We start from the raw sequence: 25,281 nt of genomic DNA, 5'->3' as shown, positions 1-25,281 counted from the left end.
TTAATCCTATTTTGTTAACGCTTTTACCACTTCATCCATCGTCATTTCATGGGCGATCAAGCCGTTAATCGTCCAATGGCTTGGATCATTCATTTCATACACCTGGTTTTGGCTGACTGCAGGGAGGCCCTGCCATATAGAGCTGTTCTCCAATATTTCCAAGCCAGGTTCGTTTTCTTTGCTCACCAGGAAAATATGATCTGCGTCCAACTCGGCCAGTTTTTCAAGTGAAATTGGATCCCACTGTACTCCAGCTTCAGGAAGACTCTTGACAAAAGAAGGCTGTTGAATACCTAAATCATTATACAAAACAGTGCCGCTGTAACGGTCATGTTCAAATAAATAGAATTGCTCGCCCATTACCCAGATAATCGCGGCTGTTTCGTCACCGATCGCTTCAGCTATTTTCGCTTTGGCTTCTTTCGCTTTTTCATCATACTTAGCGAGCGCTTGCTCAGCATCTTCTTTTTTATCCACAATCTCTCCCATTTGCAAAAGCTGTTTACGCCAATCTGCATTCACTTCCTCTTTCATTACAAAGGTCGGAGCAATTTTCATATACTCGTCACGCTGCCCATTTTGTATTGCGGATGAAGAGCTGAACACGATCAGATCGGGATCATTGCTGATCGCCTGTTCTAACGGAAGATCGTAACTGACTTTCGGAACTCCTTTTAATTGCGGCTGCAAATAATCAAGGACAGTATCTCCAATCGACCATTGAGCTGCCGGCGTAATTCCGAGGGCTAACAAAGAATCCTCCAAATATGGAGCAATAATGCGTTCGGGATTGGCAGGGATTGTAACCTCGCCAGTCGCATCCTCTAACGTACGTTCACCGTTGTTTTCTGATGTTTTTGCCTCACCTGAATCAGATGTATTTGAATTGTCTTCACTGCTGCAAGCAGCTCCTAGCACGACTAAAAATGCTAAACTAAGGATAAGTAAAATTTTTTTCTTAATCGATAACATTGTTGTTCCTCCCGGGTCCATTAATCAAAAGAGTTTATATGAAAATGATAATCACTTTCAAATAGACTGTCAATATCCCTCTACTATGAAAGATTCATTTTGAAGAAAAAGTATACAAAGCTGTCAGCGGATTCATGATTGAATAATTTTTCAGCCCTGTTATACTAATAGTATTGATAATAATTATCATTCTTAACATAAATAGAACAAAAGATTATCTTCTAAGAGATTGGCAATTTGTAGCTGACAGTGGGAGCAGGAAGGGAATGTAAGACGGTTGAAGCGGAGCAAACGTACTTTTTTACAAGCAGGGTCAAAAGCACAATCGCGTTTAATCAGCGGGATATTCGTGCCTGTCGCCGGTTCTATCGCAATGATTTTTGCAATTGGTTTGTCGGTTGTTTACGGGGCAGCGGATATAAATCTTTCTACTGTTGTTGCTGCTGTTTTTCACTTTAATCCGGAATTGACATCCCACCAGATTATTCAGGAAATCAGGCTGCCGCGCGCAATTGCTGCAGGATTGACAGGGGCACTTCTTGCAGTATCAGGTGCTGTTATGCAAGGTTTAACACGCAATCCGCTCGCTTCACCTTCAATTATGGGCGTTACGGATGGTGCTGCATTCGCACTTGTTCTGACGCTTGCTTTTCTTCCGTCAGCCACGATTCTAAGCCAAACTTTTGCATCTTTTATTGGTGCAGGATTCGCGGTCCTGCTTGTTTTTATGATCGGTGTTTTTTCTAAGGGTGGCCTAACGCCCGTTAAACTGGCGCTTGCGGGAGTTGCTGTAGGTGCGTTGCTGAGGTCGATTTCAACTGCAATTGGCCTCCACACCCAAGTCGCCAAAAACATCAGCTTTTGGTACGCAGGAGGGCTGGCTTCAACCGATTGGACATCCGTATACATCTTGCTAATAGCCGGTGGAGCCGGGCTGCTGCTTGCAATGTTGATTTCCCGTTCGATTACGATACTTAGCCTTGGAGAAGAGGTTTCAAAAGGACTCGGGCAAAATACCTTTCTCGTTAAAGCACTCGGCATCATTGTTATTCTCCTGTTAACGGGTGCAGCGGTATCGGTGGCTGGAGCGGTCGGGTTTATCGGCTTGGTTATTCCGCACATTACACGCTTTTTGGTTGGTTCTGATTACCGCTGGATCATTCCTTCCTCCGCTGTATTGGGTGGCCTGTTGCTGGTCCTTTCGGATATAACCGCGCGAATGGTCAATGCTCCGTTTGAAACACCGGTTGGAGCGGTCACGGCGGCAATCGGGGTTCCCTTTTTCCTTTACCTTGCCCGCGGGGAAAGGAGGGGATTGTGATGGATACACTGAAAAAATCAGGCCGAAGAAAGTTTTTATTAACTTCGATTTTTCTTTCGATCCTCATTGTCGTTCTCTTTTTTATCAGCTTGAACATGGGGCTCGTCCGCATTGCTCCGCTCGATGTAATGAAAACTTTAGTTGGAATGGGGACGGAACGGGACCGGCTTGTATTAGTCGATTTCCGCCTGCCAGGAATGGTGCTTGCCCTGTTAATTGGTGCAGGGCTGGCTGTTTCGGGAGCGATTTTACAAGGTGTATCAAAAAATGAATTGGCTGACCCCGGTATATTGGGAATTAATACAGGAGCGGGGCTTGCCGTCATCCTGTTTATCTTCTTTTTTCAAGGTTCGATGGTAAATTTAAGCACTTCTGCCGTGTTTATCATGCCATTATTTGCTTTACTTGGTGCTTTAGGAGCCGCATTCATTATCTACGTTTTAGCATGGAAAAAAGGGCTTGATCCGGTGCGGTTAATTTTGGTCGGAATTGGTGTAAATGCCGGGTTTGGCGCAGCGATTATCATTTTTCAGCTAAAAATGAATCCGCAGGATTTTATGCAGGCAGCTGTCTGGCTATCAGGCGATATTTGGGGCGCAAACTGGAAGTTTGTATGGGCGCTGGCACCTTGGATTCTTCTGCTGATCATTTATGCTGTGTATAAATCACATGCCTTAAATATTTTAAATTTAGGAGATCAGCTCGCAATTGGGTTGGGAACAAGAGTTGAACACGAACGGAGAATCTTATTGGTTGTTGCGGTTGCACTCGCAGGCTTAAGTGTGGCGGCCGGTGGAGGAATTGCCTTCCTTGGCTTGGTAGCTCCCCATATCGCCAGGCGAATCGTTGGGCCGAAGCATCAGCTGCTCATCCCGATCACTGCTTTGCTGGGTGCTTTACTGCTGTTGTTGGCCGATACAATAGGGAAAAACCTTCTTGCCCCGTCGGAAATTCCCGTAGGTGTTTTCGTCGCTATCTTAAGTGCCCCTTATTTTATCTACTTATTAATGAAAATTAAGTAAAAGGAGAGATGGTCGTGGTTTCACTTTCAACTGAGAATCTGGAAATTGGCTATAGTGAAAAGGTGATCGTAAAGGATTTGAACTTGCATGTTCCGCCAGGGGAAATTACGACGATCATCGGTCCGAACGGGTGCGGAAAATCAACAATTTTAAAAACACTGGCCCGAATTCACCAGGCGAAAGCGGGTGTTGTTTACCTGGATGGCAAGATGATTCACAAAACACCGACAAAAGAGATTGCGAGGAAGATGGCGATTTTGCCTCAATCACCTGAAGCACCGACTGGATTAACAGTCTTTGAACTGATCTCGTATGGACGCTCACCCCATCAAAGCGGATTTGGACGATTAGCTGAGAAAGACCGCCAAGTGATTGAATGGGCGCTCGAGGTAACAGGATTATTGCCATTAAGCCATCAAGCGGTTGACACACTTTCAGGCGGGCAGCGACAGCGGGCCTGGATTGCAATGGCGATTGCCCAGGAAACAGATCTTTTGCTGTTGGACGAGCCGACAACATATCTGGATATGGCCCATCAGCTTGAAGTGCTCAAGCTTCTTGAACAGTTGAATAAAGAGCAGAACCGCACCATTGTCATGGTTATCCATGACTTAAACCATGCTGCCCGTTTTGCCCACCGTATGGTCGCTTTGAACGGTGGAAGAGTGATTAAAGAAGGGACTGCTGAAGAGATTATGACGTCAGCTGTTTTAAAAGAGGTATTCCACATTGACGCTGAGGTCGTCCAAGATCCACGAACGCAAAAACCTGTCTGTCTTTCATATGACTTATTGGAGAGCGCACGATTTTCAAAAGAAGCAGCCAGTTTCCAGGAGGCAAAAACAAATGGCAAAACGGCATCAATTGTATGATGTAACGATCATTGGCGGTGGGCCGGTTGGTTTGTTTACGGCTTATTATTGTGGAATGCGTGAGATGAAGACGAAAATGATCGAGTTTCTGCCTCAGCTGGGTGGAAAAGTGTCGTATTTTTACCCGGAGAAGATGATCCACGATATTGGCGGCATTCCCCATATTTCTGGTGAAAAGTTGGTACAGCAGCTTATAGAGCAGGCGAAAACCTTTGATCCAACGATTGTCTTAAATCAGCAAGTAAGCGAATTAATAAAACAGGAAGATGGAACGTTCGTTTTAACAAGCCAGTCCGGTGAGAAGCATCATACCCGCACAATCATTTTGGCAACCGGTTTTGGAACGTTGAAAACTGTCAAACTCGACGTTGAAAATGCAGATGATTATGAGGGCAAAAGTCTTCATTATTCAGTAGATAAAATCGATTATTTTAAGGATAAACATGTGTTAATATCGGGTGGAGGCAATTCCGCTGTTGATTGGGCAAACGCGCTTGAACCGGTTGCGAGGAAAGTGACCGTCGTTCATCGTCGCGATGAGTTCGGCGGCCTTGAATGCAACATAACAGCGATGAGAAACTCTTCTGCTTCAATTATGACTCCATACGTCGTGACATCCCTGGCTGGAGATAATGGACGGCTTTCCAGTGTAACGGTGTCCAGGCTGGGTACAAGCGAAACAGAAGAAATAGTCGCAGATGAACTTCTTGTGAACCATGGTTTTGATATCAATCTTGGTCCAATCAAGAATTGGGGCCTGGAAATTGAGAACGGAACGATTAAAGTAGATGGAAATATGAAAACAAATATTGATGGAATTTTTGCCGCCGGAGACGTTGTGAACTATAAGCATAAGTTAAAATTAATTGCCGGCGGATTTGCGGAAGGCCCGACAGCTGTTAATAGCGCAAAAGCATACCTTGAACCGGAAAAAGACCTTGTCGCCCTTTACTCCACCCACCATCATCGGGAGCTTCTCCGTAAACATAAAAAACTGGCAAAGGCTTAGAGCACCTGATTCGATAAGTTAGTGAAATACACCGTTCAATTTTTTGAACGGTGTATTTTATTTGGTCTTTAAATATATCCTTTTTCAATAGGATTGGGAATAGCGGGATGGGTTGTATTTGAAGAGTATTGGATTGTTAACCCGATGCTTAAAACCGTGCAAATTTATAGACTTGATGAAAGCAGAAAACGGTATTTTCAATTGGACGTGTTAAAAGAGAAAGGTGTAATTGGCTCTGAAGTGTTAAATGGCTTTAATATTCATTTAGAAGAACTTTTTAAATTATGATTCAGAGTTAAAGGAAAAGAACCCCACGTCGGGGTTCTTTTGCCAATCTTATCGCCGATTTTCCGCATCTTTCGGATAATCGGATGTAACTGGCTCTTCATCTGAAAAAATTTTTTCTCCTGTATCAGCTTCGGCTTTAAAGCCCTCGTCATTGGAACGCGGAGCGGTTACGATTCGTTCATCCAGCGGGCGGTTCACATCAATATTATCATCGGTGAAGAGGCGATGGCTGTCCGGATTGTCGCCAAACGCTTGCCGGGTTTTATCCAGTTTCCCAGTGCTGAACGGGTCGGTTGCATCATTCTTTTGTCCGCTCTTGAGATTTTTTCGAGCGGTATCTTCACGATCTTCCAACCCAATTCCCTCGACAGGATATCCTTTAGTGAGCATGCCTGCATCATGATCCGTTTTAGAGGAATCGTGAGTGCCGGGGTCGACTAACACAAGGATTCTGCCCGTCTTTACCTCATCCTCATACTGCCTCGCCTCATCCTCGGGAATACCCATTCCGATAAGCGCACCGGCAAGTCCGCCTGCGCCTGCTCCGACAGCTGCACCTGTCAGGGCAGCGGCAATCGGACCTGCGGCGACGAGCGGGCCAATTCCCGGGATCGCCAGAGCACCGATGCCGACAAGCAAGCCTGTTAATCCGCCGAGAACACCACCGGTTGCAGCTCCGGCAGCAAGGCCTTTTCCCGTTTTCGTGCCTGTTTCTTCATTAACCGTCTCGATATCATCACGATTTTTACTAATAACAGAGATATCCTCTGCTCTGTAGCCATCTGCCTTCAATTTTTCCACTGCCTGGATCGCTTCGAGCTCTGATTCGTAAGAACCGATTACACGTTTATTGTGGTTTACCATCGTTTCTTCCTCCTCTTCCGTTTCGTCTATATTAAATGTATACCCTTGGAGCAGCAGAACTAACAAAGAACCCATTAAAAAAAGCTGCCAATCAGGCAGCTTTGCTGTTTATATATTTAAAAATTTTACACAAACCGGGTCGGGAACGGCGATATCCGCTTGCAGGAGCTGCAGCTTTCCCGACACTTCGTCCCTGGCAAATAACACGAGGTTGCCCGTATTCTGGTTGGAAGCAACAAGGAATTTTTCGGTTGGATCCAAGACAAAATCACGCGGCCAATCTCCCTCTGTTGAGGTAAGCTCGACAAGCGTGAGTTCACCCGTATCCGCGTTGACGCTGAAAACGGCGATGCTATTGTGGCCACGATTGGCGGCGTAAACAAAGCGGCCATCAGATGACATATGAATAGCGCTTCCCTGATTGTTCTCGGTAAAGTCATTCGGAATTGTTGAAATATATTGCAGTTCAGTAAAGCTGCCGTCCTGTTCATTGTATTGGACAGCAATTACTTCGGAACTGAGCTCAGTCATAATATAGGCATATTTTTTGTTCGGATGGAAGACAAGATGTCTCGGGCCGCTTCCCGGCTTAACGGATAAACTGTTTACTTCAGTCAGTTCCCCATTATTTTCTGTATAAGTGAGGACTTTATCAATGCCTAAATCGACTACAACGATATACTTTCCGTCAGGCGTAAAGTCGGCATAATGCGTATGCGGCTTTTCCTGGCGTTCTTTATTAGGACCGGTACCTTCAAACTGGATAATGGATGAGGCAGGCTGAACGGCACCATTTTCTTTGTTGAGCAAATAGGATTCAACCGTCCCTCTGTGATAGTTTGCCGTCATAACCAGGCGCTTTTCGCTGTCGACGCTAAGATGGCATGGAGGTGCTCCTGCGCTTGCCTGGCTGTTGATTGCCTGTAATTGCCCGGTTTCGCCATTCACTTTAAAAGCGGCGACCCCGCCCGCTTCTCCTTCTTTTACAACTGAATAAAGGAATTGGTTATCCTTGCTGATCGTTAAATATGTAGGGTTGTCCAGCTCAGCGGCTGCAGTTACCCCGCTGATTTCGGCTTGGGCTGTATCCAATGTAAAAGTATAAATTCCTTTGCTTTCACCTTTTGTATAGGTTCCGACATAGCCAATAAGCTTGCTGCGATTCGTCATCTTAGCTCCTCCTTCAATTAAATGCATTGGTTTCATTATATCACGCCGAAATGGTTGCGGTTAAAAATGGGGGTCTGGCTAAACGAATTTTACCGATTTTATTTTACAGAGATCACTATGCCGGGACCGACCCGCACAGAAAAAGTCGAGGAGCATTTTCAATCAATGGCCGCCGAGTTGGGACAGACGTTTGAAGAAATTGAAAAGGATCTATTTGAAAACAGGCTTCCGGGCTCATTGGTAAAGCGCTTTATCACAGGCAAAGAGGTAGCAAATCTGGTTGTATTTCTAGCGTCGGAACAAGCAGCTGCGATAACGGGAACGGCCATGCGCGTTGACGGAGGTATCGTCAGGTCGATTTTGTAATCGGACCAGCTTCGACGAGTAGTAATGTAAGAACCACCCTGTTTGATCTGGGTGGTTCTGTTTTGTTCAGGGATTTTAACTGACTGGTTGATAGATTTAACTCCTGGTGTATCTAGAATTTTGTGCAGATTTAGCGTTTGTTGTCCATATCCGAAAATATGCTAGTCTGCTTCAGTTAACTCTGTAATTTCGACTACGTTGGTCTCTTTAAGAGGCCCCCTCATATGAACAGTTGCTGTTCGGCCGTCCTCATTCACCTTGTCAATCCAGACTGAAATATCATGATATTTCACTTCAATATCAGCTGGAGAAGATAGAATTTGTTTAACCCGATTTAAATCCATTGGTTCCCCTCCTCATTTATTTTTACTTATTTTTTCAGATAAAGATGAATTTTATGCCCTTTAATACTAAAAAGGATCTTAATTTGACATATGTTGGTGGAACGATAAGGCGATGAAAGGGCTGGTGCGCCCGGAGCAGTATGACGCCAGTTGACAATCCAAGCAGCTCCACCGTGGTTAGACCAAGCGCCATGAATACAGACACTTCGATAATCGCATACTTTGAAATGGAAGCAAGAATGCGAAAGTTCGGACCTTGCAAGATCGTGACAAGCATGTTCTGAACAAGGTTTCCTAACCCATAAACCCATAGCGACTATGACAAGTGCTGTTAAAAGATGCGGAAGATAGGCAATGACTCCTGTTGCAAGTGCGACGAGGAAGTCCAGTTGGATCAGATTCAGTGCCTGCACCATAAACAACAGGATCACGATGACCTGAACAAAGCTTGGGAAAGAACCAGGAGGGGTTGTGTGAGAGCTGAGCGTAAAATCAAAATGAACATCATTCATGCGGCCGTTTTCTTTCTCTGGTGCAAGACGTATTTAGCCTATAAATACAGCTTCCAGTTGAACGGCGATAATATCATGCAGGAGTATATTTTAGTTTTAAATCCGTTAAGCTTTTTGATGATTGGTGCGGGAATAGGTCTTTTTATGACTGGAAGGAAACGAAACTTTTTTGTGCTCATTTTCCATGCGTTCATAACGGTTGTTCTTTATGCGAATATCGTGTATTATCGCGAGTTTTTTGATTTCATCACGATTCCTTTACTCATGCAAACGAGCAATCTCGCCGATTTGGGGGCGAGTATCAGGGAATTGGTCAGTTGGACTGATATTTTTTACTTCCTCGACACTGTGCTTCTGGCGTATCTTGTTGTCCGGAAGCCTGTGCTCCTTTCGATGGAAGGGTATTCGCGGCCGCAAAAAACAGCTTTCTATTATATAGCCGGAGCACTTGTTTTTTTAAATTTAAGCCTGGCCGAAACACAGCGGCCTGAATTGTTGACGCGGACGTTTGACAGGAAAATTCTTGTTAAGAATATTGGAACATACCATTACCATCTTTACGATGCCTTTCTTCATACAAAAGCAAAAGCACAGCGGGCGATGGCAGATGGGGATAAATTGAGTCACATTCAAAACTATACTCAAGCACGCTATAAAGAGCCCAACTCAACATTGTTCGGAATTTGCAAGGGGAAGAATCTGATTTTGATTTCGCTTGAATCGACCCAAAGCTTCGTTATTGACCAAACGCTTAATGGAAGGGAAATCACGCCTTTCTTAAATGACTTTAAGGAAGAAAGCTTCTACTTTGACGAGTTTTACCACCAAACGGGACAGGGGAAAACGTCTGATTCTGAATTTCTCCTCGATAATTCACTGTTTCCGTTAAGCAGGGGAGCCGTGTTTTTTACTCATGCTGATAACCGCTATTATTCGATGACGGAAAAATTAAAGGAACACGGATATTATACGGCCGCTTTGCATGCAAATAATAAAAGCTTTTGGAATCGGGATGTGATGTACGGGAGCTTAAAATATGACCGCTTTTATTCGCTGCTTGATTATCAAGTCACTGCAGAAAATACGGTTGGATGGGGAATGAAGGATATCGATTTCTTCCACCAATCTATCGAGTATCTGAAAGGAATGCCCCGTCCTTTTTACACAAAATTTATTACACTGACAAACCATTTTCCGTTTGAGCTCAAGCCGGAAGATCGGTTGATCGATGAATACCACTCAGTGAGCGGGACATTAAACCGTTATTTTCCGACTGTCCGTTATACAGATGAAGCCATCAAGCTTTTCATAGAAGATTTAAAAAAGGAAGGTTTATACGAAGACTCCATTCTTGTTTTGTATGGAGATCACTACGGGATTTCGGAGAACCATCATGAGGCGATGGGACAATTTTTGGGTAAGCCAATCACCCCGTACGAACACATCAAACTGCAGCGGGTTCCTCTATTTATTCATATACCCGGCATCAAAGGCGGTACAATTTCTTCGGTTTCAGGCCAAATCGACTTGCGTCCAACATTGTTGCATTTACTTGGCATTGAAACGAAGGAAGACATCCAATTTGGCACGGATCTTTTTTCAAAGCAGCGGGATCAATTTACAGTTCTCCGCGATGGAAGCTTTATATCGAACGATTTTATTTTTACAGGAGGCAGCTGCTATCAGAAGGTCACAGGTCAAGTAATCGAAAAAGTAAGCTGTGAACCGTTCATCGAACAGGCAAAACAGGAGCTTGAGTATTCAGACCAAATCATTTACGGAGACCTGCTCCGTTTTTATGAAAAATAAAGCACAGACTAATTATTTGCTTTCTGCCGGACATTTCAGTACCTTTGAATAAAAAGGGAGGTTGCTGAAAATGCTGCTTGAAAAATTACCTGATCTTTCTTTAACGGATATGAGCGGGAACCCGTTTTCACTAAAGGAGTTACAAGGCAAAAAGACGCTAATCTTTATGTGGGCTTCCTGGTGAAGATGCAGAGAGCAGCTGCCAGGCTGGCAGCAATTTTATGAAAAGCATCAGGACAACGGCTTTGAATTTCTTTCTGTTGCTGTTGATATTCAAGGACCTGAGGTCGTGAGGCGGTATACTGAAAATACCTCTTTTCAAACAGTCGTCGATAGCGAAAATCAGTTATCGAACCTTTTTGGCTTTAAGATTGTCCCGAATGGAATTTTTGTCGACTATGACGGCACCATTCGTCTGATCAAGGAAGGCTTCCATGTCACAAACGAGGAGCATATATTAGCCGTTGAAAAACTAATCCATAATCAGGTCGAATCGATTGAGCTAAAGGATACGTACTATGTGCACCGTAAACAGCTGAACGAGCTTGAACTAAGCCTTGCCCAAACGAAATTCAAGCTTGGAATGGCCTATGCAAGTGCCGGAAAACATGATGAGGCGTTAAAGGAGCTTGATGAAGCGCTCCAGCTGGATCCCGATAATTTTTTGATTCGCAAACAGCGCTGGTACATCCGCTTCCCTGAAAAATTCACACCTGTCATAGATATCGAATGGCAGAAAACGCAACTTGAAAAAGAACGTGCCGAAGAAAAAATGCGAACAAAAGATGATTGCGGACCAGATGGATGCATCATTCCGGGAACACAAAAAAATGACTAATTGTAATGAATATATTTTAAAGCAGCCTGTTGTGGACCTACACATCAGGCTTTTTTTGCCTGGATTTATAAAAAACGTCCAGTTTGCGATTAATTTAAAAAATAGAGGGTAGTTTTTGTATAAAAGTGTTCTTTAATAAAAACGGCATTTCTGTGCCACGGACACATATGAATTGCCGCATTCGTTTATTTTTTATATCATTTGAATTACAACCATCTCGTGATGGTTTTGGTGAAGGGGGTTTTTTAAAGCTTTTTCCCAAACCAGCTACGAACTAAAGAAAAAATAATTTATTCACCCAAAGGGAGGTGTGGGTCTTACTCGTTCATTGAGTAAGGCACTTGATTGATAACAGTTAACCTGATACTCGTCGCAATCCTGATAGCTTTGACCGCCTTTTTCGTTGCAGCGGAATTTGCTATTGTAAAAATCCGAACTACGAGAATTGACCAGCTTGTTATAGAAGGAAATAAAAATGCGATAGCTGCTAAAAGGGTCATCGGCGCCCTGGATGAATATTTATCAGCCTGCCAGCTTGGCATTACGATTACCGCTTTAGGTTTAGGATGGCTGGGCGAGCCAACAGTCGAAAGGCTCTTGCTTCCTCTGTTTGAAAAATACGGCGTAAACGAATCGGTGTCACATATCTTATCTTTTGCGATTGCATTCGCTTCAGTAACGTTTTTGCATGTTGTGGTCGGGGAACTTGCCCCAAAAACGGTTGCCATCCAGAAAGCAGAAGCTGTTTCTCTTTATTTTTCAAGACCGTTGATTCTTTTCTATCGCGTGATGTATCCTTTCATCTGGGCTCTGAACGGTTCTGCCCGGCTGCTGGTAGGAATATTTGGCTTAAAGCCTGCTTCCGAGCATGATGTTGCCCACAGTGAAGAAGAGCTTCGCCTCATACTTTCCGAAAGCTACAAGAAAGGCGAAATCAATCAATCTGAATTTAAGTATGTGAATAAAATTTTCGAATTCGATGACCGAATTGCCAAGGAAATAATGGTTCCAAGAACAGAGATTGTTAGCCTTGATAAAGATGCATCCATTGATGAAATTCTCGCGATCATACGTGATGAAAAATTTACAAGATATCCGGTTATCGACGGCGACAAGGATAACATCATCGGAATCATCAATATTAAAGAGCTCCTGACGGCAAGCTTATTTGTAAAAAGTGAATTTGAGATTGAAAGATATATTAAACCTGTCATTCGGGTGATAGAGAACATTCCAATTCACGATTTACTCCTGAAGATGCAAAAGGAACGCACCCACATGGCAGTCCTTCTTGATGAATATGGCGGAACAGCGGGACTCGTTACGGTTGAAGATATTCTTGAGGAAATTGTCGGCGAAATTCGTGACGAATTCGACGCCGATGAAATTCCGCTTGTACGGAAAATCAACAACCAGCACTATATTTTTGACGCCAAAGTGTTAATCGGGGATGTCAACGACATGCTTGGCATTTCCATACCTGAAGAAGATGTCGACACATTGGGCGGCTGGATTTTGACACAAAAGTTTGATGTTGAGCAGGGTGATGTCATGCAGGCGGACGGGTACGATTTTATCGTGAAAGAACTTGACGGACATCACATTATATATATTGAAGTAAAAAAATCTCAGCCAGCAAAATTGGAAGTCAACAAAGCAGTTGACGAGTAATCATTTCTCAATAGAAACGGGCAGGCCATCATGGTCTGTCCTCTTTTGTGTTTAGTTTGTGGAGGGGGATTTAGCGAGAGAGAGATTACCCTTATTTCCATCTGAATTCAAAAAACCAGGGAATCTTAACCCTTCTGTAACATGGTTTATTTTTTTCTATTAATGGGCATTGATTTTATATATATTCGATTTTACTTTACTGAAAAGGGAGTGCGGGCATGGAGAAAATAAAAAAAGCTATGCTTGTTTACAATGCGCATGCGGGTCAGCAAGGGATTCAAGCAAATTTAGAAGCCTGCCTCCCTATATTAGCTGCGGAAATTGAGCAGTTTATGGTAATGAAATCAGCAGAACAAGGACATCTTGCTGACATCTGTAAAAACTATGGAGCCGGGCAGGACGTGCTGTTTATTTTGGGCGGAGATGGAACGGTTCATGAATGTATTAATGGACTGGCCGAATTACAAAACAAGCCGGCAATCGCTGTATTGCCTGGAGGAACATGTAATGATATAAGCCGAATGATGGAAATTCCCCAAAATATCCGAAAAGCGGCCGAGGCATTGATGAACGGTGTCGTTGTACCGGTTGATGCCATCAAGGCTGATGATCATTACTTGGTTAATTTCTGGGGAATCGGACTAGTGACGGAAACATCCAATAATATTAGTGAGGCGGAAAAAGAGCGGTTGGGAAAAATCAGCTATTATTTAAGTGCAATCCGGACAATCAATAAAATGGAACCTTTTCGCTATACAATATCCTGTGATGGAGAAACTATCGCTGGTGAGGCCATCATGATCCTTGTTGCCAACGGACAATTTATTGGAACGAACCGGCTTCCTTTTCAAAATATCAGCTTTGATGACGGCCTTGCAGACATCATTATTGTAAAAAATGCGAGCTTAACATTACTAAAAGAACTTTTCACCCTGGATTTAACGCAAATCAATGAAGAAATAGCGACAGAATTTCTCCTTTCAAGAGGAAGTAAAATAAAGATTGAAACAGAAAAGAGAATGGATGCCGATATGGACGGAGAGGTTTATGAACAAACCCCTTCCGAGTTGACCGTTTTAAAACATTATTTTCAATTCATTAAGCCTGCTTAAATAACATTCCAGCCGGGATCATTTTTCAACTTTTAATCACGCCACATTTTTTTAACACCATCATATTACAAAAATCCATTTATTAGAAATAGCTACTTTCAAAAAAATAAGTGCCGAATTTCGGCACTTATTTATTATTCTCCTAAGTATGCATTTAACATCCAAATATGTTTATCAATTTTTTCGATCAGGCCGACAGCCAGATCATTGGTGATGATATCATTTTGTTCTTCGGCCAGGGCGGCTACCTCCTGTAAGCCTTCATTTATTTTTCTGTAATCTTCAATTAGTGATTTTACCATTTCATTCGCTGTTGTTTCGCCGGTTGTTTCTTGCAAAGTGGCTGTTTCCAAATATTCCTTCATGGTAGCAATCGGCTCTCCGCCAATCGCCAGCAACCGTTCAGCGGTTTCGTCCACAACAAGGGCTGCTTCTTTGTAAAGCTCTTCGAACTTTTCATGAAGGGTGAAAAATAATGGTCCTTTTACATACCAGTGAAAACGGTGCAATTTTGTATAAAGAATATTCCAATTTGCAATTTGTGTGTTTAATAGTTTTTGTAATGTCATGTATATTTCCCTCCTAAATTTGGCTTATTTTCATTTTATCCTATACTCACATTAAAATCAATACTAAATTATAATTATTATAAATAAAATATAGTTATAATTTAAAACATGTTTATAGTAAAAACATGAACGGCCTTGGAATATTGGCGTTATTTATCGGATTCTTTTTTATGAATTCATTGGTAAAGCTGAAAACTGGAGTGAAGGATGCAGTATAATATAGGAAAAAACAGCAGATGATTTTCAGGAAACTCAGCAAGATTTTTCACAAACAGGTTGAAAATCACTCAGGTGAATTGGACGGAGGGGGCCAAAATGCTTAATGCCCGGTTGAGCAGTATATTGCGTCAACTTATGGCAGCCCGGAATTCATTAACGAGCGAATATTTAGCTAATGTGATTCAAGTAACGTCAAGAACCGTTAGAAACGATATGAAAGAGCTGGACAAGCTGTTATCAGCGAATGGGGCAAGAATCAAATCATTGCGGGGGAGCGGGTATGAGCTCAAAATTTACGATGACCAGCGTTTTCTAAAGCTGTTAAAAGAAGTGTTTCAGAACAATTCCCCTAAAGAAAATATTCCAACCTTGCCGGAAGACAGAATCCACTATTTAATCAAGCGCCTGTTGCTTTCGGAGACATTTGTAAAGCTTGATGAGTTAGCGGATGAATTGTACATCAGCCGGTCAACTGTTCAAAATGATCTTCGCGAAGTGAAGAAAATATTGCAGGCCTACGGGATTGTCCTGGAAAAACGCCCTAATTATGGTGTGAAATTAAGGGGAGAAGAAGTAAAGCTGCGCTTTTGTATGTCAGAATATATTTTTGGGCGGAGAGAAACTGAACAGGATATGATGAATGTTCCCGGTTCGATTCTGCCTAATGAAGAAATGGCCGCGGTTCGAAACATGATCCTTGATGAGATAAAACAAAACAAAATCACCTTATCGGATATCGGCTTAAACAATCTTATTATCCACATTGCGATTGCATGCCTGCGGATACGAAATGGCAATTATGTATCAATCTATCCTGAGGAATTTATGGACATCATGAAGCAGAAAGAATATGAGGTTGCCAAAGAGATTGTTAAAAAGATCGAGACAGCGCTGCAGGTAGTGTTCCCGGAAACGGAAATCGCTTATGTTGCAATTCATTTAATGGGCACAAAAATCATTGCCAATCCGAATATAGGTGACAAAGAGATTCAAAGCTTTATTGATAAAAACATCTATGATCTTACAATGAAGATGCTCGATAAGATTGAAAGCGAACTTATGCTTGGAATTAAACAAGACAAAGAACTTATTGTCGGATTAAGCCTGCACTTAAAACCGGCGATTAACCGCTATAGATATGGCATGAATCTGCGAAATCCAATGCTTGATGCGATAAAATCGAATTACCCGGTCGCATTTGAAGCAGGAATTCTCGCCGGGATGGTTTTAAAGGACGAAACAGGGATAGACGTTCATGAGAATGAGATTGCCTATCTTGCCCTTCATATCGGTGCAGCTATAGAACGGAGAAAGGTAAACAACCAGTTGAAAAGGTGCATGATTGTATGTGCATCCGGGCTGGGGAGTGCAAGACTATTATATTATAAGCTTCAGTCCAGGTTTGGTTCATCATTGGAAGTAGTCGGAACAACCGAGTACTACAAGTTAAACGAGGTTCCGTTTCATACGCTTGATTTTATTGTCAGTACGATTCCGATCCGTGATATCTTGCCTATACCCGTCATAGAGGTCAACACGATTCTTGGCGGCGATGATTTTCAGAAAATTGAAATGGCCATGAACGATAGCCCAAAAATAATGTTTGAATACACAAGGGAAGAACTGGTATTTTTACAAGAAAAATTTGAAACGCGTGAAGAAGTTCTGAACTTTTTGGGAGAAAAGCTGAAATCACTCGGATTAGTGGATGACGAATTTATTCAATCGGTTTTTGCAAGAGAAGCTTTATCCCCGACTTGCTTCGGCAATTTTGTAGCGATTCCGCATCCAATGGTGCCGCAAACAGATAAAACCTTCTGGTCAATCTGTACTTTGCAAAAGCCGATTATCTGGGAAGATAAGCGTGTTCAATTTGTTTGTTTATTGAGTGTCGAAAAGAACAGCAGTTCAGATTTGCAGGAAATGTATCATTTGCTTGGAAAAGTAGTTGACGATGCAAGCATTGTCCAACAATTGATAAGATGCAGAACCTATAAAGAGTTTACGAGTGTATTTGCCAGTAGAAGATAATTTGGAAAACCACCACCTCCGGGCAGGCGTTTAATTGGAGGATTGGTGGCTTTTTTTTTCAAAAAAGAGACTTGTAGATATTGGAGCAAGTAAACAATGATTTCCGTTATTCAAAGGAAAAACAATGTGTGTATATGAAAACGTTTTCATAATAAGATTGGACTATGAAAGAATTATACTTTTCATCACATAAAGGGGGTCATTTTTTTGAACATTTTATTATGTTGTGCAGCAGGTATGTCTACAAGTCTTTTAGTAACCAAAATGGAAAAAAGTGCAGCAGAACAAGGTGAGGATTGTAAAATTTGGGCAGTGCCGGGAGATGCGGTCAAAAACCATATTGATCAGGCCGATGTCTTGCTTGTCGGCCCGCAGGTTCGTTATCTGCTTCCTGCGTTTAAAAAGCTGGGGGATGAAAAGGGCATTCCAGTCGATGTTATTAATACTGTTCATTACGGTACGTGTAATGGCGCTGAGGTTTTAAAGTTTGCCAAACAATTAGTTTCTAAATAGGAGCGTGAACCCTGTGAGCAAATTTAATAGTATCCTAGAAAACAAGGTTATGCCAACAGCAGCACGCATAGCAGGCCAGCGGCATCTGCAAGCATTGCGCGACGGATTAATTTTAAGTATGCCTTTAATCATTGTCGGTTCGGTGTTTTTAATTTTAGGTTACCTGCCGATCCCTGGGTATGCAGATTTCATGGTGCGAACGTTTGGAGAGGCATGGCTGACAAAACTGACTTATCCGGTAGGGGCTACATTTGATATTATGGCGCTCATCGCTGCCTTTGGAATCGCCTACAGACTTGCGGAAAAATATGATGTGGATGCTTTATCAGCAGGGGCAATTTCAGTGGCTGCCTTTTTATTGGCAACACCTTATGAAATTTCATTCACTCCTGAAGGTGCAACTGAAGCTGTTATGGTAGGAGGGGCTATTCCTTCTGCGCTAATGGGCAGTAAAGGACTGTTTGTGGCAATGTTGATTGCCATCCTTTCTACAGAGATTTATCGGTGGATTATTCAAAGAAATATCGTTTTCAAAATGCCTGATGGCGTCCCGCCGGCTGTCAGCAAATCGTTTGTTGCCCTTATTCCGGGCTTTATTATTATCGCACTTGTCTGGATCTTGCGCTTAGCAGTAGAACAAACCGATTTTGCAAGCCTGCATAATATTGTCGGGGTTCTTTTGGGGAAACCGCTGGGCGTATTGGGCGGAAGTCTGATTGGCAGCCTTGTTGCCGCCTTTTTAATTCATTTACTATGGTCAACAGGATTGCATGGTGCTACTATTGTAGGCGGGGTTATGTCTCCCATCTGGTTATCGGCAATGGACCAAAACCGTATCGCGTTTCAAGCAGGTGAAGAGGTTCCAAATATATTTACATCACAGTTTTTCGATATTTTTATTCACATGGGCGGAAGCGGAGCAACATTTGCACTCGTGCTTTCAATGGTTTTCCTCGCGAAAAGCCAGCAAATGAAGCAGCTCGGGCGCTTGGCGCTTGGACCGGGTATTTTCAACATAAACGAGCCGATCACGTTCGGAATGCCGGTCGTTATGAATCCAATCATGATTGTCCCATTTATTTTAACACCGCTGGCCACTGTCATTGTCACTTATATCGCCATGAAAACCGGGCTGGTTGCCAAGCCGGCGGGGATTGCCGTTCCTTGGACAATGCCGCCATTTATCGGAGGGTATTTGGCAACAGGCGGAAAAATTTCCGGAATCGTCATTCAACTCGTCAACTTTGTTATTGCATTTGCTATTTATTACCCGTTTTTCAGGATGTGGGATAAGCAAAAATTTGCTGAAGAGCATGATGCTGTGCCGGTTGGCAACGGCGAAAATAAAGTAATAAATGCATAGGAGGAGAAAATGACTAAACTGATTATCAATGCAGATGACTTTGGCTATTCAAAAGGGATTAATCTCGGGATTATCGAGGCATATCAAAATGGCATTGTTACTTCAGCCACTTTGATGGCCAATATGCCCGGCGCCCGGCATGCCGCAGAACTTGCATTAGAAAACCCGAATCTCGGGGTAGGAATTCATCTCGTCCTGGATTGTGGCCGGCCAGTGAATGATAATGTCCTTTCTCTTATCAATGAAAAGGGAGAATTTCATCGCGCTAATGCTTTGATTGAGTTTGCTGAACTGATGGATATTGAAAAAGAATATACGAGCCAAATTGAGAAATTCCTTTCGTTCGGTCTCAACCCGACACATCTTGATAGCCACCATCATCTTCATGGTCACGAAAAGATATTTCCGATTGTCAGCAAGCTTGCCGAAAAATATCGTCTTCCGGTCCGAAAGGTGTCGGCTGACTCTCAACATCGCAGCAATACTGAATTGCAGACAGTTCAGCATTTTATACCGGATTTTTATGGAGATCGTTTAACCGCGGAGTACTTAATTGAGCTAATTGATAAATCCCTTTCTTTTGAAAGCGCTGAACTAATGTGCCATCCCGCATATATTGACGAACCGCTGTTAACCGGAAGTTCCTATGCTCTTCAAAGAGTCCGTGAACTGGCTATATTAACAGACAACAATGTCCGCAGCGCTGTCGCAAAAAAGGGCGTTGAATTGGTTACCTACAAAGAGTTTACCCAGTCCTTTGTATAGAGAGGAGAAGCTATTGGAAAATAAAGAACAAATCATCTTTGAAATGATTCTTCATGGTGGAAATGCGAGAAGTGAGGCAATCGAAGCGATAGCTGCAGCGAAACAAGGGGATCGTGAAAAAGCAAGAGAAAAGCTGCAGCTGGCGGGCGAGGCTTTAAACGCAGCCCACCATATCCAAACATCTTTAATCCAGGGAGAGATGAGTGGTGTCAAGAGTGAAGTTTCACTTTTAATGGTCCATGCCCAGGATCATTTAATGAATGCCATGACGATCAAGGAATTAGCTGCGGAATTTGTTGACCTCTATGAACGGATACTAGGAAAATAGACTGACATCCAAAATGAATTGCGGGCAGAATTTATTCATGAATCTGCCTTTTTTACTGAGAATTCTGCTCGTTACCTGGCCCCTGTTCCTGAAACGTTTCATGCAGTGGCGCTTTTAAATTGAGCAAAACAACTCCAACTATGATCAGGACAATTCCTGCAACCATATTAAAACTGATCTTTTCTTTCCAGATCAATACTCCAATAACTGCGGTTGCGGCGGTTCCAACTCCCGACCAAATAGCATATGCAATGCTCAATGGGATCGTTTTTAGCGAGAGCGACAGGGAGAAAAAAGCTACACCGAAGCCTAAAATGACGCCAATGCTGGGCAGTATTCGTGTAAACCCTTCAGATGCTTTCAACATCGAAGTGCCAAACAGCTCAGAAATGATCGCAAGCGCCAATAACAAATATGAATTCATGGAAAAACCTCCAGATTTATCGTTTCTGCATTGTGCTATGATTCACTTTACCTTCCTTGAATATGTTCGTCAAATATCAGGGATTAACTTTTTCCGTTTCTTAAAGGAAAAAGCATAAGTGTAAATGTAAGCGTTTTTACAATAAGCTTAAACCATCAAGACGTAACGAAATAAGCATGAGCAACTGCACACCATGAAAGAATGATCGCCAGCATGAACAAGGTTTTCATGATGAAAATGGAGGGAGGGGTAAAGGACTATCAATCTCATATCAATGAGTTCCTTTGACATCGGAGGTGAAAGCATTGGAAGAACTAGAGGGAATTATTTTTCAAATTATCCTCCATGGAGGAAATGGGAAAAGCTCAGCGATGGAAGCTATCACAGCTGCCAAACAGGGGGATTTCGATGGGGCGCGGGCAAAATTGCTGGAATCTGCAAATGCATTAAATGAGGCACATAAATTTCAAACATCGTTAATTCAGGGCGAAGTGAAAGGAGAACAGGCGACAGTTTCGCTGCTGATGGTTCACGCCCAGGATCACTTAATGAATGCTATTACATTGAAAGATTTAGCCGCTGAATTTGTAGACTTATATGAAATGATTAAGTTAGAGAGAATTTCAAATTAAGTGGAGGTATAAGAACATGAAAAAAGGTATAAAAATCGCAACCATTGGCGGGGGTTCAAGCTATACACCGGAGCTTGTAGAGGGTTTTATTAAAAGGTATGATGAATTTCCTGTAAGTGAACTTTGGTTGGTCGATATTGAAGCAGGTAAGGAAAAGCTGGAGATCGTCGGCAATCTCGCCAGGCGCATGGTCAGAAAAGCGGGTCTGCCAATTGAAATCTTCTTAACGCTTGACCGCCGGGAAGCTTTAAAAGATGCGGATTTCGTTACAACCCAGTTCCGTGTTGGTTTGCTGCAAGCACGTGCAAAAGATGAAAGAATTCCAATGAAATACGGTGTGCTCGGCCAGGAAACGAACGGCCCGGGCGGATTATTCAAGGGGTTGCGGACAATTCCGGTCATCTTGGATATTTGCCGGGACATGGAAGAGTTATGTCCAAACGCTTGGCTGATTAACTTTACGAATCCGGCAGGCATGGTAACAGAAGCAGTGCTGCGCTATTCCAACATTAAAAAAATCGTCGGCCTGTGCAATGTCCCAATCGGGATGGAGATGGGAATTGCCAAATTGCTTGATGTGGACCATTCACGAATACGCATAGATTTTGCCGGCTTGAATCATATGGTGTATGGATTGGATGTTTATCTCGACGGAGAGAGTGTGAAGGATAAAGTCATTGATCTGTTGACAGATCCGAATAACAGCAGCTTCGTCAAGAATATTCAAGGATTGGGCTGGGAACCGGGATTCATTAAAGCATTAAATGTATTAACTTGTCCATATCATATGTACTATTACAAAACAAAAGAAATGATTGATAAAGATCTTGAAAATGCCGAAAAAGAAGGAACTCGCGCTGAAGTAGTCCAAAAACTTGAAAAAGAATTGTTCGAGCTTTATAAAGATCCGAATTTGGATATTAAACCGCCACAACTTGAAAAGCGGGGCGGTGCCTATTATTCAGATGCTGCAGTTCGCTTGATCACGTCCATTTACAATGATAAACGAGATATTCAGCCTGTGAATACAAGGAACAATGGAGCCATTGCCAGCATTCCGAATGAATCTGCAGTAGAAGTAAGCTGTGTCATTACAAAGGACGGTCCTAAACCACTTGTGATGGAAGACCTGCCCGTCCCGGTCCGCGGGCTTGTTCAGCAGATTAAGTCATTTGAGAGAGTTGCTGCGGAAGCAGCGGTCACTGGGGACTATAATACAGTCCTGCTGGCGATGACGATAAATCCGCTGACTCCTTCTGACAGGATTGGCCGGCAGATAATGGACGAAATGATGGAAGCACATAAAGAGCACTTGCCGCAGTTTTTTAAGAAGATTGAGGCCTAACAAAAAAGAAACATGGTTCTGGTGCAAGAAGCATCAGAACCATATTTTGTTTGGCTTACATCCTATCAGGTGCCTTGGGAGAAAAAAACAAAGCTAGGACAATAACTAAAGATAATCCTGCTATGAGAGAAAGGAAGGGGCCCAAACCCATATTTAAATAGATAAAAGTAAAAAAAGGAAGCGATATGATTAAGAATATTTTAATCATATATTTCTTTCTATCCATAAAGTCTCTCCTTAAATGAGCCGTCGCCGTTAATCAAAACAAATCATTGATTATTCCCAAACATATACTTCTTTGTTTTCGCCGAGATGTTTAAGACGAGGCTTAGCGCCAATAAAGAGCCGAGAATGGAGCTGCCCCCGTAGCTAAGCAATGGCAAAGGGATTCCCGTAATCGGTACGAGCCCGATCACCATTCCAATATTTTCGAAAATATGAAAGGTGAGCATTGAAATGACACCTGCGGCGATCAGGCATTCAAATACTCCTTTATTTTGCAGGGCAATAATGATAATTCGGTAAATTAAAATAAAGTACAAGCCGACGACAATGCTTGTGCCGAGGAAGCCAAACTCTTCGCCAATAATCGTAAAGATAAAATCAGAATGCGCTTCCGGTACAACAACCTGGGCGTTGTCGAAGCCTTTCCCATACATCGTTCCGGAACCTATTGCCAGGATCGAATTTGCCAGTTGGTAGCCGATTCCTTCCCGGTATTTAAAAGGATCGAGCCAGGATTCAATCCGGTTTAGCTGGTAAGGATCGAGGAAAAGCAATAAAAGATCCGGCGCCTTTACATAAACATAAACAAGGGCCCCGAGCACTATGAACGATAATAATGCCATGGCAGCAATGATTATCCAATGAATTCCGGACACCAACAACATCCCAACCATGATGATGCAGATCACCATTGCTGTACCGGCATCAGGCTGCATCAAAATCAGCACGAGCGGCAGCAGAGTGGCTGCGACGATTTTGCAGATGAGGACAAGGTCGGTGCGGATGGTCCGCTCCAAAAACTTTTCATTATGCATTGTAATCAGTTTTGCTAAGTAGACGATCAGAAACACCTTCATAAATTCAGACGGCTGAATAGTACCAATCCCTTCAAAATAAAACCACGATTTGGCACCTTTCGTGACTGGAGCAATACTTTCCGGAGCCACAATTAAAATAGAAAGAAGCATGACTCCAAATAAATATAAATAGACGGATATTTTTTTAATTTGCTCGAAATCAAAAAAGTAAACGGCAGTCGATATAACTAATCCGGCCACATACCAGACAACTTGCTTCATGGCGAAATTATCGGGATATGGCAAGTATTTTTGTGAACTATAAATCGATAAACAGCTAATGATCATAAATAAGAATATAATAAATAATAAATTGGCATCAAAATTTACCTGGTTTTTATTCATTTTTAACCTCGTTATTTATAAATATCGTTGGCACGGTAAAATTTTCTGTAAGCCCCGTATATAATATAGACGATATATTTTTGCATTAAGTTTCCATGTAACGGCAAATAGTTTTTAGAAATTCAGCAAAAAAGTGAAACTATTTTTCAGAAAATAAGGTCTAATAAAAAGATGGGTTTTTAAAAGAGATATTATTGAAAATTTTTGCTAAAATGATAAGGATACGATTAATTTGGTTAAAAATAGACAGTTTCCTTGAAGCTGTCTATTTCTTATAAGCTGGTATTTGCGGTTTGATTATTACTTGCGCGGAGGTTTCGCCATTGAAAAAGCATAATCAGGAATTTCGGGATCTCATCTATGTACACCTGAATACGGGAAGCCAATATGTGATGTCGTCCGGGATTGAGTTTTATGAATTCGCTATATCCTTGTCAGAACCATTGAATCATTTGTTATTGCTGAAGCATCGATTTGATGATGGCGATTTTAATATGCACACGTTTCTTGAGTATGTTCCAAAGGAGCGGCTTGGCCAATTGATCAAGGATGATGTCTATAGCTACGGCGACTTTTGCTGGCTTGACTTTGATGAAATAGATGCTTTGGATGAATTATCCGGCCAGGAAATCGCGGAGTTGCTTTATTTAGGCCATTTAAAGCAGCATTTGAAGCGCCCTTTTTATAGCCATCTTGGCAACCAGTTTGTGTATTTAGCGCATGAGGACGGCTGGTTTAATAAAATTTATTACCGGAATATCAACGATTTTTACGATATGCTTGGCAATGTAACCGCGCTAAAACTGTCGCATTTAAAAATGGAGAAAACACTTCTCGGCATAAAGAAAAAGCGTTCGTATCCGCCGGTAACGAAAGAACTGTTGTTTTCCCTGTCAAGCTATATAAAGGAAGGGGCATTATTTTCCGTGAAGGACGCTGTCCAAAGCAGGAGCAGAATCGAAATTCCGATATGGGTGCTCGGCGATTATGCGAACATGGATGATATGTATGACCATTATCAGCAAGTGCGCAGACAACGATCAGATGCAAAACTGATTTATGATAAAAAACAGAAAGAATGGCAGGTTTTGACGAATTAGTGAATATCCTGTTCCATTTTATCAAGGCCACAAGAAGATAAAGCTTGCTTTTGTGTCAGAGGGATGGTGTATAATCAATCTGACGGAAAATTAAATACATACGCACAGACTCAGGTGTCTTTCCTAAGGAAGACTTAAAAGGGAAGTTGGTGAAAATTCCAACGCGGTCCCGCCACTGTAAATGGTAGCAAGCTGCAATAAGCCACTGTACAGAAATTGTATGGGAAGGATGCAGCAAGTGATGACCATGAGCCAGGAGACCTGCCTGAGTATCTGCACCGTGAAAACCTACGAGGATAGGGAGGTGTGTGAAGGTTTAGCCAGTTTGGAACTGTTATGCTTGCAAAGCCCTTACAGCATCTCCGCATTCTCGTGGAGGTGCTTTTTTATTTTTC

Annotated in this window: 26 protein-coding genes and 1 riboswitch; of the genes, 18 read left to right on the top strand and 8 right to left on the bottom strand. The window is 42.4% G+C overall.

What is annotated here, in order from left to right:
• Window positions 1–6: 6 nt before the first annotated feature.
• A complete protein-coding gene (locus CU633_RS11290; protein ID WP_101660496.1) occupies window positions 7–972 on the bottom strand; it encodes an ABC transporter substrate-binding protein in 966 nt (321 codons plus the stop codon).
• A gap of 277 nt (window positions 973–1,249) precedes the next feature.
• Here CU633_RS11290 and CU633_RS11285 point away from each other — a divergent pair, with 277 nt between their 5' ends.
• From CU633_RS11285 to CU633_RS11270, 4 genes are read left to right on the top strand one after another with little or no spacing between them, the layout of a single operon-like run.
• The gene (locus CU633_RS11285) at window positions 1,250–2,293 is read left to right on the top strand and encodes a FecCD family ABC transporter permease (RefSeq protein WP_374703363.1); all 1,044 of its coding nucleotides are present in this window, start codon (window positions 1,250–1,252) and stop codon (window positions 2,291–2,293) included.
• Window positions 2,293–3,315, top strand: a complete 1,023-nt coding sequence (locus CU633_RS11280; protein ID WP_101660494.1) for a FecCD family ABC transporter permease — start codon at window positions 2,293–2,295, stop codon at window positions 3,313–3,315. The genes CU633_RS11285 and CU633_RS11280 overlap by 1 nt, the downstream gene beginning before the upstream one ends.
• A 14-nt stretch (window positions 3,316–3,329) precedes the next feature.
• The gene (locus tag CU633_RS11275; protein ID WP_101660492.1) at window positions 3,330–4,187 is read left to right on the top strand and encodes an ABC transporter ATP-binding protein; all 858 of its coding nucleotides are present in this window, start codon (window positions 3,330–3,332) and stop codon (window positions 4,185–4,187) included.
• Window positions 4,162–5,196: an NAD(P)/FAD-dependent oxidoreductase gene (locus tag CU633_RS11270; RefSeq protein ID WP_101660491.1), complete on the top strand. Its 1,035-nt coding sequence runs from the start codon at window positions 4,162–4,164 to the stop codon at window positions 5,194–5,196. Before CU633_RS11275 ends, CU633_RS11270 begins: the two co-directional genes overlap by 26 nt.
• Before the next feature lie 336 nt (window positions 5,197–5,532).
• On the opposite strand, the gene CU633_RS23635 is transcribed toward CU633_RS11270, so the two are convergent.
• The gene (locus CU633_RS23635; RefSeq protein WP_374703362.1) at window positions 5,533–6,423 is read right to left on the bottom strand and encodes a general stress protein; all 891 of its coding nucleotides are present in this window, start codon (window positions 6,421–6,423) and stop codon (window positions 5,533–5,535) included.
• A gap of 33 nt (window positions 6,424–6,456) precedes the next feature.
• Window positions 6,457–7,518, bottom strand: coding sequence for a lactonase family protein (locus CU633_RS11260; RefSeq protein ID WP_101660488.1), 1,062 nt, complete (start codon window positions 7,516–7,518; stop codon window positions 6,457–6,459).
• Window positions 7,519–7,584: 66 nt separating this feature from the next.
• Here CU633_RS11260 and CU633_RS11255 point away from each other — a divergent pair, with 66 nt between their 5' ends.
• The gene (locus CU633_RS11255) at window positions 7,585–7,884 is read left to right on the top strand and encodes an SDR family oxidoreductase (protein WP_257958661.1); all 300 of its coding nucleotides are present in this window, start codon (window positions 7,585–7,587) and stop codon (window positions 7,882–7,884) included.
• Between the two features lie 161 nt (window positions 7,885–8,045).
• On the opposite strand, the gene CU633_RS11250 is transcribed toward CU633_RS11255, so the two are convergent.
• Both CU633_RS11250 and CU633_RS22550 read right to left on the bottom strand, forming a co-directional pair.
• Window positions 8,046–8,228, bottom strand: a complete 183-nt coding sequence (locus CU633_RS11250; RefSeq protein ID WP_101660484.1) for an H-type small acid-soluble spore protein — start codon at window positions 8,226–8,228, stop codon at window positions 8,046–8,048.
• A gap of 26 nt (window positions 8,229–8,254) precedes the next feature.
• Window positions 8,255–8,740 carry a mechanosensitive ion channel family protein gene (locus tag CU633_RS22550; protein ID WP_142383410.1) on the bottom strand — a complete coding sequence of 162 codons (486 nt, stop codon included), beginning with the start codon at window positions 8,738–8,740 and terminating at the stop codon, window positions 8,255–8,257.
• Between CU633_RS22550 and CU633_RS11240 the strand changes: the two genes are divergently transcribed.
• The 5 genes from CU633_RS11240 (at window position 8,726) to CU633_RS11220 (ending at window position 14,170) form a co-directional block, all read left to right on the top strand.
• Window positions 8,726–10,549 carry an LTA synthase family protein gene (locus CU633_RS11240; protein WP_101660531.1) on the top strand — a complete coding sequence of 608 codons (1,824 nt, stop codon included), beginning with the start codon at window positions 8,726–8,728 and terminating at the stop codon, window positions 10,547–10,549. The two genes, CU633_RS22550 and CU633_RS11240, sit on opposite strands and share 15 nt — an antisense overlap.
• A 70-nt stretch (window positions 10,550–10,619) precedes the next feature.
• Window positions 10,620–10,733 carry a TlpA family protein disulfide reductase gene (locus CU633_RS23630; RefSeq protein WP_101660481.1) on the top strand — a complete coding sequence of 38 codons (114 nt, stop codon included), beginning with the start codon at window positions 10,620–10,622 and terminating at the stop codon, window positions 10,731–10,733.
• 105 nt (window positions 10,734–10,838) lie between these two features.
• A complete protein-coding gene (locus CU633_RS11230; protein ID WP_308314742.1) occupies window positions 10,839–11,387 on the top strand; it encodes a tetratricopeptide repeat protein in 549 nt (182 codons plus the stop codon).
• Between the two features lie 345 nt (window positions 11,388–11,732).
• Window positions 11,733–13,058: a hemolysin family protein gene (locus tag CU633_RS11225; protein WP_101660477.1), complete on the top strand. Its 1,326-nt coding sequence runs from the start codon at window positions 11,733–11,735 to the stop codon at window positions 13,056–13,058.
• Window positions 13,059–13,276: 218 nt separating this feature from the next.
• Window positions 13,277–14,170 (top strand): diacylglycerol/lipid kinase family protein, encoded by an 894-nt coding sequence (locus CU633_RS11220; RefSeq protein ID WP_101660475.1) that lies wholly within the window; start codon window positions 13,277–13,279, stop codon window positions 14,168–14,170.
• Window positions 14,171–14,304: 134 nt separating this feature from the next.
• Here CU633_RS11220 and CU633_RS11215 read toward each other — a convergent pair whose 3' ends face one another.
• A complete protein-coding gene (locus tag CU633_RS11215) occupies window positions 14,305–14,739 on the bottom strand; it encodes a Dps family protein (protein ID WP_101660473.1) in 435 nt (144 codons plus the stop codon).
• Window positions 14,740–15,054: 315 nt separating this feature from the next.
• On the opposite strand from CU633_RS11215, the gene CU633_RS11210 reads away from it, so the two are divergent.
• The 5 genes from CU633_RS11210 to CU633_RS11190 all read left to right on the top strand — a co-directional run bounded on the left by CU633_RS11210 (window position 15,055) and on the right by CU633_RS11190 (window position 19,958).
• Window positions 15,055–16,989 carry a BglG family transcription antiterminator gene (locus CU633_RS11210; protein WP_101660471.1) on the top strand — a complete coding sequence of 645 codons (1,935 nt, stop codon included), beginning with the start codon at window positions 15,055–15,057 and terminating at the stop codon, window positions 16,987–16,989.
• Window positions 16,990–17,196: 207 nt separating this feature from the next.
• Entirely contained in the window at window positions 17,197–17,502 is a 306-nt protein-coding gene (locus tag CU633_RS11205) for a PTS sugar transporter subunit IIB (RefSeq protein ID WP_101660469.1), read from the top strand.
• 13 nt (window positions 17,503–17,515) lie between these two features.
• Window positions 17,516–18,865, top strand: coding sequence for a PTS cellobiose transporter subunit IIC (gene celB / locus CU633_RS11200; RefSeq protein WP_101660468.1), 1,350 nt, complete (start codon window positions 17,516–17,518; stop codon window positions 18,863–18,865).
• A gap of 9 nt (window positions 18,866–18,874) precedes the next feature.
• Complete coding sequence (chbG, locus tag CU633_RS11195) at window positions 18,875–19,630, top strand: chitin disaccharide deacetylase (RefSeq protein WP_101660466.1); 756 nt, start codon at window positions 18,875–18,877, stop codon at window positions 19,628–19,630.
• Window positions 19,631–19,643: 13 nt separating this feature from the next.
• Window positions 19,644–19,958: a PTS lactose/cellobiose transporter subunit IIA gene (locus tag CU633_RS11190; RefSeq protein ID WP_257958659.1), complete on the top strand. Its 315-nt coding sequence runs from the start codon at window positions 19,644–19,646 to the stop codon at window positions 19,956–19,958.
• A 52-nt stretch (window positions 19,959–20,010) separates the two neighbouring features.
• Here CU633_RS11190 and CU633_RS11185 read toward each other — a convergent pair whose 3' ends face one another.
• Window positions 20,011–20,382 (bottom strand): DMT family transporter, encoded by a 372-nt coding sequence (locus CU633_RS11185; protein ID WP_101660462.1) that lies wholly within the window; start codon window positions 20,380–20,382, stop codon window positions 20,011–20,013.
• A 305-nt stretch (window positions 20,383–20,687) separates the two neighbouring features.
• Here CU633_RS11185 and CU633_RS11180 point away from each other — a divergent pair, with 305 nt between their 5' ends.
• Together CU633_RS11180 and CU633_RS11175 are read left to right on the top strand one after the other, a co-directional pair.
• Window positions 20,688–21,014 (top strand): PTS lactose/cellobiose transporter subunit IIA, encoded by a 327-nt coding sequence (locus CU633_RS11180; RefSeq protein WP_101660456.1) that lies wholly within the window; start codon window positions 20,688–20,690, stop codon window positions 21,012–21,014.
• A 16-nt stretch (window positions 21,015–21,030) separates the two neighbouring features.
• The gene (locus CU633_RS11175) at window positions 21,031–22,359 is read left to right on the top strand and encodes a 6-phospho-beta-glucosidase (protein ID WP_101660455.1); all 1,329 of its coding nucleotides are present in this window, start codon (window positions 21,031–21,033) and stop codon (window positions 22,357–22,359) included.
• Window positions 22,360–22,628: 269 nt separating this feature from the next.
• Here CU633_RS11175 and CU633_RS11170 read toward each other — a convergent pair whose 3' ends face one another.
• Window positions 22,629–23,786, bottom strand: coding sequence for an FtsW/RodA/SpoVE family cell cycle protein (locus CU633_RS11170; protein WP_101660454.1), 1,158 nt, complete (start codon window positions 23,784–23,786; stop codon window positions 22,629–22,631).
• A 323-nt stretch (window positions 23,787–24,109) separates the two neighbouring features.
• Here CU633_RS11170 and CU633_RS11165 point away from each other — a divergent pair, with 323 nt between their 5' ends.
• Window positions 24,110–24,886: a hypothetical protein gene (locus tag CU633_RS11165; protein WP_101660444.1), complete on the top strand. Its 777-nt coding sequence runs from the start codon at window positions 24,110–24,112 to the stop codon at window positions 24,884–24,886.
• A 95-nt stretch (window positions 24,887–24,981) separates the two neighbouring features.
• Window positions 24,982–25,169: riboswitch (cobalamin riboswitch) on the top strand.
• Window positions 25,170–25,281: the final 112 nt, after the last annotated feature.

The sequence above is a fragment of the Bacillus sp. V3-13 genome (assembly GCF_002860165.1).
Taxonomy (GTDB): domain Bacteria; phylum Bacillota; class Bacilli; order Bacillales; family Cytobacillaceae; genus Bacillus_BJ.
Note: the sequence above shows the minus strand (reverse complement) of the source record. Positions and strands in the feature narration are given on the sequence as shown.

What these genes read in the sequence shown, in the direction of transcription:
- CU633_RS11255 (WP_257958661.1), top strand. Translation starts at nt 7,585, where the DNA reads ATGGGGGTCTGGCTAAACGAATTTTACCGATTTTATTTTACAGAGATC.
- CU633_RS23635 (WP_374703362.1), bottom strand. Translation starts at nt 6,423, where the DNA reads ATGGGTTCTTTGTTAGTTCTGCTGCTCCAAGGGTATACATTTAATATA.
- CU633_RS11215 (WP_101660473.1), bottom strand. Translation starts at nt 14,739, where the DNA reads ATGACATTACAAAAACTATTAAACACACAAATTGCAAATTGGAATATT.
- chbG (WP_101660466.1), top strand. Translation starts at nt 18,875, where the DNA reads ATGACTAAACTGATTATCAATGCAGATGACTTTGGCTATTCAAAAGGG.
- CU633_RS11290 (WP_101660496.1), bottom strand. Translation starts at nt 972, where the DNA reads ATGTTATCGATTAAGAAAAAAATTTTACTTATCCTTAGTTTAGCATTT.
- CU633_RS11170 (WP_101660454.1), bottom strand. Translation starts at nt 23,786, where the DNA reads ATGAATAAAAACCAGGTAAATTTTGATGCCAATTTATTATTTATTATA.
- CU633_RS11220 (WP_101660475.1), top strand. Translation starts at nt 13,277, where the DNA reads ATGGAGAAAATAAAAAAAGCTATGCTTGTTTACAATGCGCATGCGGGT.
- CU633_RS23630 (WP_101660481.1), top strand. Translation starts at nt 10,620, where the DNA reads ATGCTGCTTGAAAAATTACCTGATCTTTCTTTAACGGATATGAGCGGG.
- CU633_RS11250 (WP_101660484.1), bottom strand. Translation starts at nt 8,228, where the DNA reads ATGGATTTAAATCGGGTTAAACAAATTCTATCTTCTCCAGCTGATATT.
- CU633_RS11270 (WP_101660491.1), top strand. Translation starts at nt 4,162, where the DNA reads ATGGCAAAACGGCATCAATTGTATGATGTAACGATCATTGGCGGTGGG.
- CU633_RS11185 (WP_101660462.1), bottom strand. Translation starts at nt 20,382, where the DNA reads ATGAATTCATATTTGTTATTGGCGCTTGCGATCATTTCTGAGCTGTTT.
- CU633_RS22550 (WP_142383410.1), bottom strand. Translation starts at nt 8,740, where the DNA reads ATGAATGATGTTCATTTTGATTTTACGCTCAGCTCTCACACAACCCCT.
- CU633_RS11260 (WP_101660488.1), bottom strand. Translation starts at nt 7,518, where the DNA reads ATGACGAATCGCAGCAAGCTTATTGGCTATGTCGGAACCTATACAAAA.
- CU633_RS11175 (WP_101660455.1), top strand. Translation starts at nt 21,031, where the DNA reads ATGAAAAAAGGTATAAAAATCGCAACCATTGGCGGGGGTTCAAGCTAT.
- CU633_RS11210 (WP_101660471.1), top strand. Translation starts at nt 15,055, where the DNA reads ATGCTTAATGCCCGGTTGAGCAGTATATTGCGTCAACTTATGGCAGCC.
- CU633_RS11240 (WP_101660531.1), top strand. Translation starts at nt 8,726, where the DNA reads ATGAACATCATTCATGCGGCCGTTTTCTTTCTCTGGTGCAAGACGTAT.
- CU633_RS11280 (WP_101660494.1), top strand. Translation starts at nt 2,293, where the DNA reads ATGGATACACTGAAAAAATCAGGCCGAAGAAAGTTTTTATTAACTTCG.